Source organism: Sphingobacteriaceae bacterium GW460-11-11-14-LB5 (genome assembly GCA_002151545.1).
GTDB lineage: Bacteria > Bacteroidota > Bacteroidia > Sphingobacteriales > Sphingobacteriaceae > Pedobacter.
Genome location: CP021237.1, coordinates 3,467,337 through 3,485,467, shown reverse-complemented (window position 1 = coordinate 3,485,467; position 18,131 = coordinate 3,467,337). Strand labels below are relative to the sequence as shown.

The following is an 18,131-nucleotide window of genomic DNA, read 5'->3' as shown; positions in this document are numbered from 1 at the left end:
ATGGGCATTCTAAATCATCTTATTGTGTAGGTTTAATTAGTATTGATTATCGTGTGTTTGTTGTTTTTTATAACCAGACTTAAGTTAGTAAATGCTTAATTTTTAAATCAACTGTTCATTATCGTTTTAAATGGGAATTGTTTTTATATATTCGTGATATAATCGTCTATGTGACGTTTAATTAGCCAGATTTCAAATTTTATGAGAAAACGGTCTGAATGTGGATATAACCATTAAACCAGATCGTACCGCAAATCCAAACGATATGAGCATTCAAAAGTTTATTAAACCATTAGTTTTTCTTGGTTTAATAGCCAACCTGGCACAGGCACAGGAAAAAACCGATTACAAATTCGACTTCGGACCTGGAAAGGTTGCTAAAGGTTATACACAAATTTTACCTCAGGATGCTTACAATAAAGAAAAAGGTTATGGTTTTGATTTTGATTCGAAAGTTGAAGGGGTAGATTATGGCGGGAAGAATTTTTTAACTTCAGACCTGGTGAAAAGCAATAAGCCATTTTATTTCTCGGTAGCCGTTCCGGAGGGTAATTACAAAATCACAGTGACGCTTGGTGATCCGAAAGGGGTAACGTTAAGTACCGTAAAAGCAGAATCGAGAAGGTTGATGCTCGAAGATGTAAAAACCACCAAAGGACAATCGTTAACCAAAACATTTATTGTAAATGTTAAAGATAAACACATTACCGGCGGGCAATTGGTTTCGTTAAAGCCACGCGAACTGACCAAACTTGATTGGGATGATAAACTGACATTGGAATTTGACCATCAAACCGCATTACAGTCGCTCGAAATTACGAAGGTTGAAGATCAGGTGACTGTTTTCCTGGCCGGAAATTCGACGGTGGTAAATCAGGATGATGAGCCCTGGGCATCGTGGGGACAAATGATCCCCCGTTTTTTTAAACCGGGGGTTGCAATTGCCAATCATGCCGAATCGGGTTTAACACTGGGTTCATTTTTAGGGAGCAAACGTTTAGCAAAGGTTTTAAGTGTGATGAGACCCGGCGATTATTTGTTCATCGAATTTGGGCATAACGATCAAAAAGATAAAGGACCAAATGATGGCGCCTATAAATCGTATACCGAAAGGTTAAAAACATTTATTTCAGAAGTAAAGAAAAAAGGGGGGATCCCGGTGGTGGTTACCTCAACCAGCAGAAGATCTTTTGGTGCAGATGGAAAAATTGTAAATTCTCTTGGCGATTTTCCAGCTGCGGCACGTAAAGTGGCCGAGGAAGAAAAAGTAGCTTTAATTGACCTGAATGCCATGACCTCGACGCTGTTTAATGCTTTGGGAGAAGAGCCATCGAAAAAAGCCTTTGTTCATTATCCGGCCAACAGTTATCCCGGTCAGGACAAGGCCCTGGCTGATAATACGCACTTTAATCCTTATGGCGCTTATGAAATTGCACAATGCATCATCTTAGGCATTAAAGAACAGAAATTGGGCATTGCCAAATACCTGGTGGATGATCTGCCAAAATTCGATCCTGCAAAACCAGATAATCCTGCAGATTGGCACTGGCCAGAGAGTCCTAAAAGTAGTATGGTTAAGCCTGATGGAAATTAACCAGAGCACGGATGAAAAAATTAATTACCGCCATATTGTTTACGACCTTGTGTGGAAATATTTTCGGACAGGCGAGTTTGCAGCCATTTAATTTATCGGAAGTCCGTTTGCTAGATGGACCTTTTAAGCAAGCGCAGGAGACCGATAAAAAATACATGCTTTCGTTAAATGCGGACAGGCTTTTGGCTCCGTATTTAAGAGAAGCAGGATTGAAACCTAAAGCAGCATCTTACGGGAACTGGGAAAACACAGGTTTAGACGGGCATATCGGTGGGCATTACTTGTCTGCCCTGGCTTTAATGTATGCTTCCACTGGTGATGCAAAGGTTAAAGACCGAATGGATTACATGATTGCTGAACTGGATAAATGCCAGTTAAAAAATGGTGATGGTTATTTGGCGGGTATCCCGGGTGGAAAAGAAATCTGGAAAGAAATTAAAGCAGGTAAAATCAAATCATCCAGTTTTTCATTGAATGGAAAATGGGTTCCCTTGTACAATATCCATAAAATTTACGCCGGACTTTACGATGCTTATGCGGTTGCAGGTAATGCAAAAGCAAAACAAATGCTCATAAAGTTGACCGATTGGTGTGTAGATCTGGTCTCCAGTTTATCTGATCAGCAAGTACAAGAGCTATTAAAAAGCGAACATGGGGGATTAAATGAAACTTTCGCTCATGTTTACGCGATAACAGGTAATCCGAAATATCTTCAACTGGCCAAGCGGTTTTCAGATCAATCTATCCTAAATCCATTGCTAAAAAATACTGATGCGCTAAACGGTTTGCATGCAAATACACAGATTCCTAAGGTAATTGGTTTTGAGCAGATCGCCTTGCTGGATAAAGATGCTTCCTGGGCAAATGCAGCTGCTTTCTTTTGGAAAACTGTTGTCGGTCATCGGACGGTAGCGATAGGTGGAAATAGCGTTAGAGAGCATTTTCATCCCGCCAATAACTTTTCATCGATGACTGAATCGCGTGAAGGACCCGAAACCTGCAATTCTTACAACATGCTGAAACTCACTAAGCAGTTGTTTCTGGCTGCGCCTTCGAATACTTACCTCGATTATTACGAACGTACACTTTATAATCATATCCTGGCTTCGCAAAGGCCGCAAGGTGGTTTTGTATACTTCACGCCCATGCGTCCGGGCCATTATCGTATCTATTCGAGTCCGCAGGAAAGTTTTTGGTGTTGTGTAGGCTCTGGATTGGAAAACCATGGCAAGTATGGTGAGTTGATTTATGCGCACAGTGGAGATGACCTTTATGTCAATCTTTTTATTCCCTCTACCTTAAACTGGAAGGAAAAAGGCATTCAGCTCACCCAGCAAACGCTTTTTCCAGCTGCAGAAAATACGACTATTAAACTTCAATTAAAGGATAAGCAACGTTTTGCCTTGCATTTCCGTCAGCCATCCTGGGTTGAGTCTGGAAAAATGACCGTTTTGGTGAATGGAAAAAAAGTAACCGCTAAAGGAGATACAAATGGTTATGCCAGTATCGACCGCCTTTGGTCAAGTGGCGATGTGCTAAATATTACCTGGCCCATGCATACCACTACGGAGTTTATGCCGGATGGTTCTGACTGGGTAGCTTTTCTGCGCGGCCCGATCGTGCTTGCAGCAGCATTGGATACCTTAAGTCAGCCTAATTTAACGGCTGATGGAAGCAGGATGGGGCATATTGCTTCCGGACCACTATTCCCGATTAGCGATGCTCCGCTCGTTACCGGAGCTAAAAATGTGTTAGCCAGTGAAATCACATTGACTGATAAACGTAGTTTAACTTTTAGTGCTCAAAATGCGGTTTATCAACCCAAATACAAATCGTTAAAATTGGTTCCTTTTTACACCCTGGCCGAAAAGCGCTATGTAGTTTATTTTCCTTACAGCAGTGCTGAAGATTTGCCTGAACGTGCAAAAGCGATTAAGCTGGCTGAAGAAGCACAGCTAAAAATAGAGCGTGAAACCGTCGACTTAGTCAATACCGGCGAACAGCAACCAGAATCTGACCATAGCTTTAAAGGTGAGCAAACCGATAACGGAAGCTTTCAGGAAAGACATTTTAGAAATGGAAAGGCATGGTTTAGTTATGTGCTTAAAAATAAAGATCTATCAGCAAATAAGCTGCGTTTAACTTACTTCGGGAAGGAAAGGAACAGGAACTTCTCTATTCTGATCAATGGCGTTGCAATTGGAAATGTAAAGTTGGATGGGAGCAAAGGAGATAATTTTTATACGCAGGAATATCAAATTCCTAAAGAGTTGCTAAAAGCAGATGTAGAAGTGAAATTTGTTGCCGATCAGGGATCGGCTATTGCGAATATATATGAAGTGAGGTTGATAAGATAGCTTTGTTTTTATGTGATCTGTGCCCCCACAGACCATCAGCGTTATTCAACGAAGATCGTCCTCCTGAACTTGTTTCAGGATCTATGGTAAAGGTTTTTTTGTGGATTTATTGGACTGGATAGATGCTGAAACAAGTTCAGCATGACGCGCGCAAGGAATTGACCTCCATGCCATGGTCTGTGTCCCCACAGACCATCAACGTTACTCAACGAGGATCGTCCTCCTGAACTTGTTTCAGGATCTATGGCAAAGGTTTTCGTGTGAATTTTTATTAGACTGGAAAGATGCTGAAACAAGTTCAGCATGACGCGCACAAGGAATTGACCTCTATTGCATGGTATGTGTCCCCACAGACCATCAGCGTTATTCAACGAGGATCGTCCTCCTGAACTTGTTTCAGGATCTATGTTGAAGGTTTTCTTGTGAATTTTATTTGACTGGATAGATACTGAAATAAATTCAGCATGACGCGAAGAAGGAATTGACCTCTATTCCATGGTCTGTGTCCTCACAGACCATCAGCGTTTATTCAACACGATCGTCCTCCTGAACTTGTTTCAGGATCTATGGTAAGGTTTTGTGTGAATTTTATTAGGTTGGATAGATGCTGAAACGAGTTCAGCATGACGCGCAGAAGGAATTGACCTAAGACCCTCAGCGTTACTCAACGAGGATCGTCCTCCTGAACTTGTTTCAGGATCTCTAGTAAAGGTTTTCTTCTGAATTTTATTAGACTGGATAGATGCTGAAACAAGTTCAGCATGACGCGCAAGAGTCGTCATTTCGACTGAAGCGTAGCGAAACGGAGAAATCTTTAAGAAAACTAAAATCTGATCCATGGTGTGTGTCCCCACAGACCATCAGCGTTATTCAACGAGGATCGTCCTCCTGAACTTTTTTCAGGATCTATGAGAAAGGTTTTCTTCTGAATTTTTTTATTAGACTGGATAGATGCTGAAACAAGTTCAGCATGACGCGTAGAAGAAATTATCTAAGTGGTCTGTGGGGACACAGACCACGGAGACCAGTTACTTAGCTTTCTTAACCCCTTCGGACGTCATCACCACACGTTTCATTGTGCCATCACTATTATAATTCAGGTTATCGATGCAAACCGAGCGCCTGAAGCTTCCTCCATCATTATTAATCGCGCCATTGTGGTAAATGAAATATGATTTGCCTTTAAAATCGATAATCGATTGGTGATTTGTGTTAGAATTTCCGGCAATTTCATTTAAAATGCCTTTGTATTCCCATGGACCATTGATGTTTTTACTCATCGCATACACAATCTTCTCCGGGAATTGCGAGGCATAAGATAAATAATACCATCCTTTGCGCTTGTGTACCCATGGCGCTTCTGTAAATTCAGGCAGATTTACCTTCTGGATTGGCCCATCCAGTTCGATCATGTTTTTTTTCAACCTGGCATAATAACATTGCTGATTGCCCCAAAACAAATAAGCCTGACCATCATCATCAATAATTACCGTAGGATCGATATCATCCCAGCTGATTTTAACATCTGTGGTCATATCGTTGGTGATTAATGCCTTTCCAATCGCATCTTTAAATGGGCCTCTCGGATTATCCGACACCGCCACACCGATTGATTTTCCATGGATGGTACCATGGCTAATCGCCACATACCAATAAAATTTACCATCCCTTTCAATCACCTGCGAAGCCCAGGCATCATCTTTTGCCCAGGCAAAGTCTTTTACGTTAAGCGGCGATTTATGTTCTTTCCAGGTCACCATATCGGCTGATGAATAACACAGCCATTCGTGCATCTCGTAGGTGTTTTTTTGTTTTGGTGCTACATCATGCCCAGTATACAAATAAACAGAATCGCCATAAACATAAGCGGCCGGATCAGCCGTGTATTTGTCGGTAATGATCGGATTGCCTTTAGCTATGATGACTTTTTCTTGCGCTTTGATGGTGACATGAACGATCGAAAGCATTAAAACCGATCCGTATATTTTAAAATTCTTTAACATATTTATTGTTTTAATAATTCGGTGAGCTCTTTTTCTTTGATGGTAAGGATGGTGCCGTGTCGCAAGCCTTTTGGTAAAGAGATTTTGTCTGAAACATCGGTCCAGTTTTTTAGATCTGCAGACTCAATTGCGCCATATTTATGATCGCGGTATTTATCGAAATACACCATCCAGTTATTACCGGTTTTTAAGGTGGTTGGACCTTCTGCCCAGTAATTTCCGGTAGTTGGATTTCCGGCTTTGCTGTAAGGTCCAGTTAGCTGATCGGCAAAAGCCATTTTGATATTCTTTTGAGCAGGCTCGCGGGTTTCATCTTTCAAAAACATAACGAACTGTTTTCCATTTTTTACGATAGTAGCATCAATCACATTAAATCCCGGATCGTAAAGCAGTTTGGTTTCCGAATAGGTTTTGAAATCTTTTGTCGTAACGTAATACATACGGTGATTGTAACCGCTTTCTTCAGTCGAAGCCGTTTCGTTAAACTTACCTGTAATGGTTGTGGCCCAATAAATCATATAGGTTTTGGTTTGGCTATCGTAGGTAATTTCTGGTGCCCAGGTGTTTCTTGCGCCATCTTCTTTAACCATAACAGGTAAAAACTGCTGTTCGCTCCAGTTGATCAGGTCTTTCGAACTGGCATAACCAATGCCTTTATCTTTCCAGCTCACCGTCCAAACCATATGAAATAAGCCATCTGCCCCGCGGATAATGCAAGGGTCTCTCATCAGTTTATCTTTACTTACAGCAGGCGTAAGGAAGGATTGATCATTTTTAAGCGCTGTCCATTTGTAGGCATCGTTACTATAAGCCAGGTGCAAACCATCTTCGCCATTACCTTTAAAATAAGCAAAGAGATAAACTGCTTTTTTAGACTGTGCCTGTACATGATAACATGCTGATAGCAAAAAGATGGAAAGGTATATTAGTTTTTTCATTGCTTTATTTTTGTTCTACAACGATTACAAATCCACCATAAGGTTTCATTTTAACAGGAGGTGGGGATTTAAGATCGATGGCTCCGGTTATAAAATTCGATCCCTGATCTTCATCTGTAATTACCTCAGCAGATTTTGCATTGAATTTTGAAAAATCGATGTTGATCAGCTTATCTGCATTTTCTCCGTTTATTCCGGCGATGTACCATTTTGAACCTGATTTACGCGCCATCACGACAAATTTTCCCGGGTAACCGTCAATCAGTTTGGTATCATCCCAGGCTGCAGGAAAGTTTTGGAGAAAAGATTTAACATAAGCGGGTACTGTTGCCATGCCATCAGGCGATTCGGCCAGGTGCTGTACGCCAGATTGAAAAATTACGGGTAAGGCCAGTTCGAATGCGCCGGTGGTTTTACGTTTAATATTTGGAATTTTAGACAGGTTCATTGGCGTAAAATCCATCGGATCGAAGATATTCCTGGTGAACGGAATGGTGGTGGCGTGTAAAGGTTCTTCGTTGGCATTGTTCTGATCGAAAGTGATGAATTCCATTCCCTTGATCGACTCCATGGTGACTAAGTTCGGATAAGTACGCTGCCATCCCCTGGGTAAAGTTGCCCCATGGCAGTTTACGCTTAAGCCAAATTTTGCCGCATCTTCGAAAAGTTCGAGGTAATAGCGGATCATCGATTGGCCATCGCCACCAAAAAAATCAATTTTGATACCTTTGATGCCCATTTTTTGCAATAAGGCAAATTCTTTTAAACGGTTTTCGCGGTTAGTCAGTTTATTTTTTGGCGTGTATTTTACGGTATTCCAATCGCCGGCAGAGTTATACCAAAGTAATAAACCCACATTTTTCGATTTGGCATAATCGGTTAGTTGCTGCATTTTTTCATATCCGATTTTGGTGTCCCAGTCCACATCAATCAGGCAATATTCCCATTTCATATCAGCTGCGAAATCGATATATTTTTTCTGGATGTCGTACACGATTGAATTGTCTTTTAACATGATCCAGCTCCATGAAGCTTTTCCCAAGGGAAATAAATCGGGATTGATTTCTGCTTTTGCAGGAGCAGCTAAATCTGTACCTAAGGTAGATTCGGTTACTTTTTTAAGGCTGCCAACAGCAATTACCCTCCATGGTGTGTACCAGGGCAAGGTAGACTCCGGATTTACGTTTTGGTTGGTAAAAGCTTCGCGTGCATCTGGAAAACCAACCTGGTAATTTCCATCAGGCGAATTTTGCTTCAAGCGTGTAGCACAATAACTGCCATCTAAACCCACTTCGGTAAGCAATAGCCAGGTATCTTTGTAGTTGAAAAGCGCCGGGTAAACCCAACCGGCTTCGGTTGGCGCAGGCGTACCCACGCTGATCTCTTTTTTGTAATATTCTTCGTATGATGGATTGGTGCTTTCCCAGCCAGTTTTAGCAACCGACATGGGCTGCATCCACGCTTTTGTACTTTCGAAGAAATGAAAAGCTGTTTTTTCTTCCGTAATTTTTTTGAGTTGCGTATCGGCATCAGGGAAATAATAACGGAATGCTACCCCATCATTGGAAACCTGAAAAATAAGGTCCATTTTTTTTGAAGATGCATTTTGCAGGTGCAGAATTCTTTTGTTGGCCAGGTATTGATTGTTTAACCTCTTGCCGTTTTTTAAAGTATAGCTGTCTTTAATCAGTTCGTTTTTCGAAACCGATAAAACGGAAAGATTTTTAACGAAATCGGCATCTTCACGGACTAAACCCAATGCTGAATTGGACAATACCGGAATTGAGTTTCTGTTAATCGTGTAAAAAAGAGATTTATCTTTCAGGAAAACAGAAACACGAAGTATCTTATCCGGACTTACAATTTCATATTTGCTTTGTCCCTTTAGTGCCTGGGTAGCTGATAGCAATAAAAGTACAATACTTGTGATTTTATATTTCATCTTCAGTTATTTTAATTCTAATACCACAACCGATTGTGCAGGCAATTCTACTTTTAATGCGTTACCTGATTTTTTCGCACCGGTAAATTTTGCATTGTGCACTTTGTTCGAATCGTTAAAGGTATTTACATCAGTTAGTTTAGCCGAGGTTAAAATCTGTCCGGTAACCGAGCTCCATTTCAAGCCATCTAAAACCGTACTTAATACAATTTTCTTGTTCGGATCTAAATTCACCAAAGAAATATGAATGGCTCCGTTAGCGTCCTGTGAAGCAGAAACATTTAAAGCCGGAATTTTCTGATCGCCTACAGTGTAGTCAGGACTGGTAAAGGCAATTGGTAAGTATTTCGCATCCTGGTGTACTTTGTACAGATCAAAAACATGGTAAGTAGGAGTCAGGATCATTTTATCCTTTTCGGTTAAAATTAAGGCCTGTAGCACATTAACTGTTTGTGCCAGATTAGCCATTTTAACACGATCGGAATGGTTATTGAAAATGTTAAGCGTAGTTCCTGCAATTAAGGCGTCGCGTAAACTATTCTGCTGATATAAAAAACCAGGGTTTGTTCCAGGTTCTACATCTGTCCAGATTCCCCATTCGTCAACCACTAAAGCTACTTTCTTTTTAGGATCGTATTTATCCATTATTGCGGAGTGTTTGGTTACGAGTTCCTCCATTTTCAAACAGTTTTTCATGGTCGAAAAGTATTGTGCTTCATCAAATTTGGTTGCCGATCCTTTAACACCCCAGTTTCCTGTTGGGATTGTGTAATAGTGTAAGGTTAATCCCCACATCTGGTTGCCGATGTTTTTCATACAGGTTTCTGTCCAGTTGTAATCGCCTGAATTTGCCCCACTGGCAATCCTTTTTAAGGGAGCACCCGGATAGTTGCGTGCATAAGTAGCATACCTGCGGTATAAATCAGAATAGTAAGCGGGCGTCATATTGCCTCCGCAACCCCAGCTCTCATTACCCACGCCCCAGAAAGAAACTTTCCAGGGTTTTTCTCTTCCATTTTGGCTACGGATAGCTGTCATGGGGCTTACGCCATCAAAATTCAAATATTCTACCCATTTGGCCATTTCTTCAACCGTTCCGCTGCCTACATTGCCTGCGATGTAAGGTTCGCAATCGAGCATCTGGCAAAGGTCTAAAAACTCATGTGTACCAAAACTATTGTCTTCGGTTACGCCGCCCCAATTGGTATTTACCATTTTCGGACGTTGGTTTCGTGGGCCGATACCATCTCTCCAGTGGTATTCGTCGGCGAAACAGCCACCCGGCCAGCGCAGGTTTGGAACTTTTATCTTCTTTAAGGCCTCTACAATATCCAAACGGATCCTTCCTCTATTCGGAATGGTAGAATTTTTATCCACCCAAAAACCATCATAAATGCATCGGCCCAAATGTTCAGAAAAATGACCGTAAATATGTTTGCTCACGAGCTGATCGCCGGCAGGTTTAATGGTTAACTGCGTTTCGTTTTGTGCCTGCGCAAAAAATGAGCAGCAGAGCATCGTGGCAGAGAAGAGTAGTTTTTTCATCATGATCTCGTTAAATCTATGGGTTGAATGGGATTTTGATCACATTAAAAGAATAAGGTTTTAAAGCGATTTTCAGTTTTTTGCCTTTTAAATTAATGGTGCTTTTTTGCGGACTCACCGCTTCAGGATTTTCGAAAGAGTTGAGCTGATTCAGGTTGCTGTTCGCTATTTCCTCATTGGTGGCCTTACTTTTTAATCTCATTTTTCCTTCCAGGTCGAAATCGATGTTTTGTGCCTGACCTGAGTTGTTGGCAATTTTAATAATCAGTTCTTTTTTGACCTGATCGGTTACTGCAGAAGCATAAAGCCCATCCTGACCGATAATGTTTTTCTCATCAAGTGTAATGGAAACTACATCTGTTCCTTTGTTGGTTGAAAACTGTTTCTGCACATAATAATCCGGGGTGCCATAAGATTTTAAATTATCTACCCAGATCATATCGGGTGCCCACTGCCAGGCATCAATATGTGCAAAGAGTGGGGCATATGAGGCCATTTGTACCACATCGGCATTGCGCTCTAAACCTGTCATTAACGAAGCCGAAGCCAGCGCACTTTGCCAGTTATTTTTGCTGCTGCCTGTCAGGTTTTTATCCGCATGAACGGCATACTCACCAACAAAAATCTTCGAGCTGTTTCTGGGATAGTTATCATAACGCCCCGCATTTTTCAAAAACCAATCGGCGGGGCGGTAATAATGCTCATCAATAAAATCGGCGTTGTTGCTTCTTAATGTTGTATTAAGTAGGTTAAAGCGCTCGCCTTCAGGATCTGTCCCCGAGCTGTTGATCAGTTTAAAATCAGGATATTTGGCTTTTATGGCTTTAGTGAAAATGGCAACTCTTTCCAGGTATTGTGGTCCCCAGTTTTCATTTCCAACACCCATCATTTTTAAATTGAAAGGTTTGGGATGCCCCATCTCCGCACGCATTTTTCCCCATTTCGTTGTCACCTCACCATTGGCAAATTCGATCAAGTCCAAAGCATCCTGTACATACGGATCGAGTTCATCAAGGCTCGCCACTTCAGCTGAATTAAACTGACAGGCCATACCGCAATTTAATATCGGAAGTGCATCCGCGCCTATATCTTCTGCCAGTTGGAAATATTCGAAAAAGCCTAAACCAAAACTTTGGTAATAATCGGGTGCAGGGCGGTGTGCAAATTCCGTATTCCAGCGGTTCATAATCAGTTGTCTGTTTTCAATCGGACCGATGGTTTTCTTCCATTGGTAACGGTTGGCCAGATCAGTTCCTTCTACAATGCATCCTCCCGGAAAACGGATAAAACCGGGTTTCATATCGGCCAGTAACTGCACCATATCGGCCCTTAATCCTTGCGGACGGTTTTTCCAGGTATCGCCAGGGAACAGCGAAATCATATCGAGGTCGATATTGCCATTTCCCTGAAACAGAATAGAGAATTTGGCTTTCGGATCGGTTTCGGTAGCGGTAAAACTTGCCGATTGTTTATGCCAGTCGTTACCCGTTTGGTCTGGGGTTAAACTCCCTTGTCCGATGATTTTATTGTTTGCGTCTTTTAGTAAGAGTACGAGTTTAACACCTGGTTTTGATTGACGGTACATCAGTGAAAAATCGTAACGCAGCCCTTTTTTTACGCCGATGCCTTTAAAACCCTCGTTAAGGAGTTCAAAATCGTCAGTTTGTTTTTTTACCTGTAAATATCTTGGATTGGCGGTGTTTACTTCCTTACGGTTTACCACCAATATTTCACCTTCCTGTGGTCTTTTTCGCTGGATGGTCCAGCCCATTAATGGTTTTGCAAACTCAAATGAACGGTTTTTGATCAGTTCGGCATAAATACCACCATCAGCACCAAAGTTAATATCCTCAAAAAAAACACCCCACATATTCGGCTGCACCCTGGCAATAGAATGGTCTGTTTTCACTTTGATCACTTTTGCCGTTTGCGCCTGCACTTCCGGGAGATGTCCAATTCCAATTACAGCATACACTATGCACGCCGAAAACACACTTTTTACGGGGTAATTTAATTTCATACGGTTTAATATTTGGAAGATCTAATGGTAAAAGTAAAATATTTAAAATAATAAACGTCATAAGAACATTTATTTTTTTCATCATTAATAATTTTGTCCGTAAATTCTACAATCTTAGCATGGCTAAAAACAATGCAGATCATTCAAATGTGGATAGAGGTAGTAAAAGGGTTTAGTAAAGTAACTTTTTACTTGATGTTTAAAATTTATTTTATTGAAACCTTTAAAATCTTTCTTGTAACATATTGTCATCGTGAAAAAGCAGGATACTACAGGATGCGCCTTCAAAATATACTATTTACATTCGACATGAATCATTTAATGGCCGCTACCCCGCGGCGGTTAAAATTCACTAACCAATAACACATGATGAGCCTTCATTTCTTCAATATTCTGGTATTGACTATGTTTTTTTGTAGGGCTTTTGTGTGCAAAATAGCTGGTGCACATGCTTGACAAAAGAATTATGAAGCTCAAAAAATACATTTTGCTATGCCTTTTAAGTGCAGCAACACTTTGCGGTTCGGCGCAACAAAAAGCTGCAGATAAACAATCGGTTAAACTCTTTTTTGAGAAATCATACCTACAGGTAGACCGTAGTTATTACAGTACTGGCGAAGATGTTTGGTTTAGCGCCTACCTGGTAAATGGAAAAAGCAGTAGTTTAACCGCTACCAGCAATAATTTATATGTGGAGTTGCTTTCTCCAAAATCAGAAGTTATAGACCGGAAAATGATCAGGTTGGATGGTGGATTGGGAAAAGGGGATTTTAAACTGAAAGATTCTATTCCATCAGGTTGGTATGGCATTCGGGCTTACACCAATTGGATGCGGAACTTTGGAGACGATTTTGTTTTCCAGAAACGGATCCATATTAGCAATAACATTATCGAGAACGCTTCTTATTTTACACGTAATCCGGTTAAAAAAAACGATGTTTCCAATTTGAAGAAATCGATAGCTTTTTTCCCTGAGGGTGGTTCATTAGTTGAAGGATTAAGCAGTATTGTAGCCTTTAAAACGAATGATGACCTTGGAAATGGGATCAAAGCAACGGGTAGTGTGATCTCCTCAAAAGGAGATACCGTAACCACTTTCCAAAGCACTGATGCTGGAATGGGCATTTTTGCTTTTACGCCCAAAGCCGATGAGAAATATAAGGTTGAAGGATTTTATGGTAAAGAAAAGTTTTCTTCCGAAATGCCCGTCAGCCTTAAAAAAGGACTCTCATTACGTATTACGCATGATTCTTTAAATATAAAAGCAAACATTAGTGCCAATGAATTGATGTTTAGCGAGCTGAAGGATAAGAATATTTCGCTCGTCATAAAACATGCAGGTGATCATATTTATTCCGGATCGGTTAAATTAAGTAAAGCTACAGTATCGGTATCTATCCCAACAAAAGGTTTCCCGAATGGTATTGCAAGTATAACCCTGTTGGATGACCAGAACAGGCCGAATTGTGAACGACTTATTTTTATACAGGACGAAAATAAGGTCAATTTCTCCATCGTTCCCAACAAAACGGTTTATAAACCCAGAGAAAAAGTGCTGATTAAGGTTAAAGCAACCAATTTTCTGGGTCAGCATGCTCAAACGGCATTTTCTTTAGCTGCGGTTGACGGACTTATTCCGGATGATGGAAATGATATTGTTTCGTATTTGATGCTGCAATCGGAAATAAAAGGAGATATTAAAAATGCTTCGCAATATTTCGATGTTAAAAACCCATCGCGCTTAAAACAACTCGACTTATTGTTGCTTACCCAGGGCTGGAGAGATTATACCTGGAGAAAACTGGCCGATTCGGCAATTAAAATAAGCTATTTGCCTGAACCCGGCATTACGATAAAAGGACTGGTACGAGAGAAACTGGCCGATAAACCCCTTCCGAATATGAATATTACCTTGTTCGGGACTAATTTTACCGGTGATAAGATCTTTACAACAAAAACCGATCAGAATGGACGTTATTTTCTTGATGGGCTTAGTTGGTATGGCAATCAAACGGTAAAAATTTCATCAAAAGATGATAAGGGGAAAAAAGGTGGCTGGTTACAGATCGATACGCTGATTAAACCCTTAAATTTAGCGCCCTTTAAACCGATCTCATCTGGAATTTCGAACACCCTGAATGTAGAGATTGGAAAGCGCATGGATTATAACCGGACTTACAAATTTGGCGATTCGATCAGCTTGAAAGATATTGAAATTAAAGCCGCTCAAAATAATAAGGTGGTCCTGTTTCAGGATATACTTACCTCATTTGGCTATCCTGAGGAAGTTTTCAATATTTCAGCAGCCGATTATTCGTACAAAGGATTAGAGCATTTTCTGTTAACAAAGGCCAAAGGAAGTTATCCGGCAGAAGAAAACGATACACTGGGAAATGAAGGCATCACTTTTCTTGCGAATGGAAAAAAAGTTAGACCGGTGATTAAGGTAAACAACAGGGAAGAGCTCTTTACCGAGCGATTGGATTACTATAGTTTAACCATGGATCAGATTAATCAGGTTAGAATTCAGCATTTGTTAAACAGCAGTGGGAAAGATGTATTCCTGATCAGCCTTAATTTGAAAGATGAGGCTTTACGCGGACCAAATTTAGATTTGCTGAACCTCAATTTAAACGGTTATTATGCTGCAAGAACTTTTTACTCGCCAAATTACAGCAGTCCGGCAACGCCAAATAAAGATTTACGTACCACCGTTTTCTGGTCACCATCGATAAAAACCAACCAAAACGGCGAAGCCACGATTAGCTATTTCAATGGCGATAACAAAACAGATATTTTAATTAAAGCCGATGGAATTACAGATAAAGGAGTAGCAGTATCGGGTAAAACAAGCTATAAAGTTCAATAACCTTCAGTTAAACCATGAATCAAACCTATTTTTTAATTAGCATTTATACGCCTTTATGATTAAAACCATTATAACCTCCTGCTTCATTTTTAGCCTATTCTGCGCGACCTCACTTTTCGCTCAACGCGAAATGGAAGCACTTGGCAGAGGTGTTGTGGCCGTACACATGCCCGGCGACAGTGTTTTTGTCAGCTGGCGGGTTTTAGGTACCGATCCCGATCAGATTTCTTTTAACCTCTACAGGAGAACAAACCATTCGGATCCTGTAAAATTGAACCAAAATCCAATAACCGGAGCAACAATTTTTACGGATAAAAAGATAGATTTTACAGTTGAAAATCAATGGTTTGTAAAACCGGTGATCAATGGAAAAGAAAAAGCCGAAAGTGCTCCTTTCACATTGCCTCAAAATACGGAGGCAAAACCTTATTTATCTGTCCCCTTAAAAACACTGGCAGGTTATACACCTAACGATATTTCAGTAGGGGATTTAGATGGCGACGGGGAATATGAAATTGTTTTACACCAGGTGGGCATAGGAAAAGATAACTCGCAGGCGGGTATCACAACAGATCCCTTACTGGAGGCGTATAAATTAGATGGTACGTTTTTATGGCGCATTAATTTAGGAAAGAATATCCGTGAGGGCGCGCATTATACCCAATTTATGGTGTACGATTTAGATGGAGATGGCAGAGCAGAAGTGGCCTGTAAAACAGCTGATGGCACTATGGACGGAAAAGGGAAGTTTATAGGTGATACCACTAAAGATTGGCGAAACAAAAATGGATATATTTTAGCAGGCCCGGAGTTTTTAACTGTTTTTGATGGCTTAACCGGAGCAGAAATGACCACCACGCAGTTTATTCCCCCGCGTGCACCGAATCTGGAACCCTCAACCGATGAATTAAAGAAAAGCTGGGGTGATGGTTACGGAAACAGAATGGACCGCTTTTTGGCTGCAATAGCTTATCTCGATGGAAAACATCCCAGTTTAATTATGAGCAGGGGCTACTATACCCGAACTTTTATTACCGCCTGGGATTTTAAAGGTAAAAAACTGCACAAAAGATGGGCTTTTGATAGTGGCGACCCCGGAAATAAAGGCTATAGCGGGCAGGGAAACCATAATTTAAGTATTACAGATGTAGATAATGATGGCAAGGATGAAATTATTTATGGGGCCATGACCATTGATGATAATGGAAAGGGTTTGTACACCACTGGTTTAGGGCACGGAGATGCGTTACATGTTGGCGATCTGGATCCGGACCGGCCAGGATTGGAGGTTTTTGATATTCAGGAAAAATTTTCTGACGCCGGAGCAAGCTTCAGGGATGCCAGAACCGGAGAAATATTATGGAAAAAAGCATCTGTAAAAGCCGGCGAAGATGGCGAAGGTCCTGGTAGGGGACTGGCTTTAAATATCGATCCAAGGTATAGGGGTTCAGAATGCTGGGTTGCAGGTGCAGGCATAACCGGAATGTTCGATGCTAAGGGAAACAAAATTTCGTCAGTTACCCCGAGTGTTAATTTCGGTATTTTTTGGGATGGAGATTGCCAGAGCGAAATTCTAAATTCGACGACAATCGATAAATGGGATTACGAAAACGCCAAAACGGTTAGGTTGCTCAATGCAAGGATGTATAACTGTTTATCAAACAATGGCACTAAATCAACCCCGGCTTTATCGGCTGATATTTTAGGCGACTGGCGCGAAGAAGTGATTTATCGCACGGCTGATGCCAGTGAATTGAGGATTTTTACCACCACCATTCCAACCACGCACCGTTTTTATACCTTCATGCACGATCCGCAGTACCGTTTGAGCATTGCCTGGCAAAATGTGGGCTATAATCAGCCCCCGCATACCAGTTTTTACATGGGCGACGATATGAATAAACCACCAAAACCAAATATTAAATTAATCGGGTACCATCAATAATATTAAACAAGAATGAGAAAATATAGCTTTATCCTGGCGGGACTGATCATCATCATTTCATCTTTTGCCTTTATTGCGCAGCACAAACCGGCTCTTCATACCATTGGCGATTCTACCGTTCGCAATTCGAACAAAGAAACCTGGGGCTGGGGAACACCAATTGCATCCCTGTTCGATACCACAAAAATCCATGTAGAAAATAATGCCATGGCCGGGAGAAGTACACGCACTTTTTTATCAGAAGGCCGGTGGGATAAGGTCCTGGAAACATTAAAACCAGGCGATTTCGTTACGATGCAGTTCGGGCACAATGACGGAAGTGCACCTGATACCACCAAAGCCGGTAGAAGAGGTGTGTTAAGAGGCACCGGTGAAGAAACCAAAGTACTAACCTGGCCTGATGGAAAGGTAGAAACGGTACATACCTATGGCTGGTATATCCGCAAATTTGTACGCGAAACCAAAGCCAAAGGCGCTACGCCGATTGTATTATCGATGATCCCCAGGAACATTTTTAAAGATGGCAAAGTGCTTCGGGCGAATAACGATTTCGGAAAATGGGCCGCTGAAGTTGCGAAAGAAGAAAATGCTTATTTCGTCGACCTGAATAAAATTACAGCCGATAAATATGATGCGCTCGGTCCGGATAAAGTAAAACAATATTTCCCTGGCGACCATACCCATACCAATTTAGACGGTGCAAAAGTTAACGCCGAATCTGTTGTAGAAGGAATTAAAGAATTGAAAGATTGTAATTTGAAAAAGTATTTGAAAGACTAGAAGACGGAGGTCCGAAAGTCCGATGTCCGAAGATTAAGGAGCATAGCAAATCACCCGAAAATCAATCTTAGTAATCTAATAATCTGTGTAATCAGCCCTGAAAGGGTGTAATCAATCCCGAGGGGAGTAATCATTATC

11 protein-coding genes are annotated in these 18,131 nt (G+C 41.1%); 6 read left to right on the top strand and 5 right to left on the bottom strand.

Features of this window, described 5'->3' with window-relative positions; all coding sequences use genetic code 11:
* Positions 1 to 265 precede the first annotated feature (265 nt).
* Together CA265_13870 and CA265_13865 are read left to right on the top strand one after the other, a co-directional pair.
* Positions 266 to 1,594, top strand: a complete 1,329-nt coding sequence (locus tag CA265_13870) for a rhamnogalacturonan acetylesterase (GenBank protein ID ARS42991.1) — start codon at positions 266 to 268, stop codon at positions 1,592 to 1,594.
* Between the two features lie 11 nt (positions 1,595 to 1,605).
* Positions 1,606 to 3,951: a glycosyl hydrolase gene (locus CA265_13865; protein ID ARS40685.1), complete on the top strand. Its 2,346-nt coding sequence runs from the start codon at positions 1,606 to 1,608 to the stop codon at positions 3,949 to 3,951.
* Positions 3,952 to 4,979: 1,028 nt separating this feature from the next.
* Here the strand turns inward: CA265_13865 and CA265_13860 are convergent.
* The 5 genes from CA265_13860 to CA265_13840 are packed head-to-tail and all read right to left on the bottom strand — an operon-like array spanning position 4,980 to position 12,399.
* Positions 4,980 to 5,954: a glycoside hydrolase gene (locus tag CA265_13860; protein ARS40684.1), complete on the bottom strand. Its 975-nt coding sequence runs from the start codon at positions 5,952 to 5,954 to the stop codon at positions 4,980 to 4,982.
* A gap of 2 nt (positions 5,955 to 5,956) precedes the next feature.
* Positions 5,957 to 6,892, bottom strand: a complete 936-nt coding sequence (locus CA265_13855) for a beta-galactosidase (protein ARS40683.1) — start codon at positions 6,890 to 6,892, stop codon at positions 5,957 to 5,959.
* Between the two features lie 4 nt (positions 6,893 to 6,896).
* Entirely contained in the window at positions 6,897 to 8,834 is a 1,938-nt protein-coding gene (locus tag CA265_13850) for an alpha-glucosidase (protein ID ARS40682.1), read from the bottom strand.
* 6 nt (positions 8,835 to 8,840) lie between these two features.
* A complete protein-coding gene (locus CA265_13845; GenBank protein ID ARS40681.1) occupies positions 8,841 to 10,379 on the bottom strand; it encodes an alpha-N-arabinofuranosidase in 1,539 nt (512 codons plus the stop codon).
* Positions 10,380 to 10,395: 16 nt separating this feature from the next.
* Positions 10,396 to 12,399, bottom strand: a complete 2,004-nt coding sequence (locus CA265_13840) for an alpha-L-arabinofuranosidase (GenBank protein ARS40680.1) — start codon at positions 12,397 to 12,399, stop codon at positions 10,396 to 10,398.
* Positions 12,400 to 12,546: 147 nt separating this feature from the next.
* Here CA265_13840 and CA265_13835 point away from each other — a divergent pair, with 147 nt between their 5' ends.
* The 4 genes from CA265_13835 to CA265_13820 all read left to right on the top strand — a co-directional run bounded on the left by CA265_13835 (position 12,547) and on the right by CA265_13820 (position 17,993).
* Positions 12,547 to 12,762: a hypothetical protein gene (locus CA265_13835; GenBank protein ARS40679.1), complete on the top strand. Its 216-nt coding sequence runs from the start codon at positions 12,547 to 12,549 to the stop codon at positions 12,760 to 12,762.
* An 85-nt stretch (positions 12,763 to 12,847) separates the two neighbouring features.
* On the top strand, positions 12,848 to 15,268 hold the full coding sequence (locus CA265_13830) for a hypothetical protein (GenBank protein ARS40678.1): 2,421 nt from the start codon (positions 12,848 to 12,850) through the stop codon (positions 15,266 to 15,268).
* 55 nt (positions 15,269 to 15,323) lie between these two features.
* Entirely contained in the window at positions 15,324 to 17,213 is a 1,890-nt protein-coding gene (locus tag CA265_13825; protein ARS40677.1) for a hypothetical protein, read from the top strand.
* 12 nt (positions 17,214 to 17,225) lie between these two features.
* Entirely contained in the window at positions 17,226 to 17,993 is a 768-nt protein-coding gene (locus tag CA265_13820) for a GDSL family lipase (GenBank protein ID ARS40676.1), read from the top strand.
* Positions 17,994 to 18,131 lie beyond the last annotated feature (138 nt).

Coding starts and splice junctions, on each gene's coding strand:
- CA265_13860 (ARS40684.1), bottom strand. CDS start 5,954: ATGTTAAAGAATTTTAAAATATACGGATCGGTTTTAATGCTTTCGATC.
- CA265_13830 (ARS40678.1), top strand. CDS start 12,848: ATGCTTGACAAAAGAATTATGAAGCTCAAAAAATACATTTTGCTATGC.
- CA265_13820 (ARS40676.1), top strand. CDS start 17,226: ATGAGAAAATATAGCTTTATCCTGGCGGGACTGATCATCATCATTTCA.
- CA265_13840 (ARS40680.1), bottom strand. CDS start 12,399: ATGAAATTAAATTACCCCGTAAAAAGTGTGTTTTCGGCGTGCATAGTG.
- CA265_13845 (ARS40681.1), bottom strand. CDS start 10,379: ATGAAAAAACTACTCTTCTCTGCCACGATGCTCTGCTGCTCATTTTTT.
- CA265_13855 (ARS40683.1), bottom strand. CDS start 6,892: ATGAAAAAACTAATATACCTTTCCATCTTTTTGCTATCAGCATGTTAT.
- CA265_13850 (ARS40682.1), bottom strand. CDS start 8,834: ATGAAATATAAAATCACAAGTATTGTACTTTTATTGCTATCAGCTACC.
- CA265_13870 (ARS42991.1), top strand. CDS start 266: ATGAGCATTCAAAAGTTTATTAAACCATTAGTTTTTCTTGGTTTAATA.
- CA265_13865 (ARS40685.1), top strand. CDS start 1,606: ATGAAAAAATTAATTACCGCCATATTGTTTACGACCTTGTGTGGAAAT.
- CA265_13835 (ARS40679.1), top strand. CDS start 12,547: ATGTGGATAGAGGTAGTAAAAGGGTTTAGTAAAGTAACTTTTTACTTG.
- CA265_13825 (ARS40677.1), top strand. CDS start 15,324: ATGATTAAAACCATTATAACCTCCTGCTTCATTTTTAGCCTATTCTGC.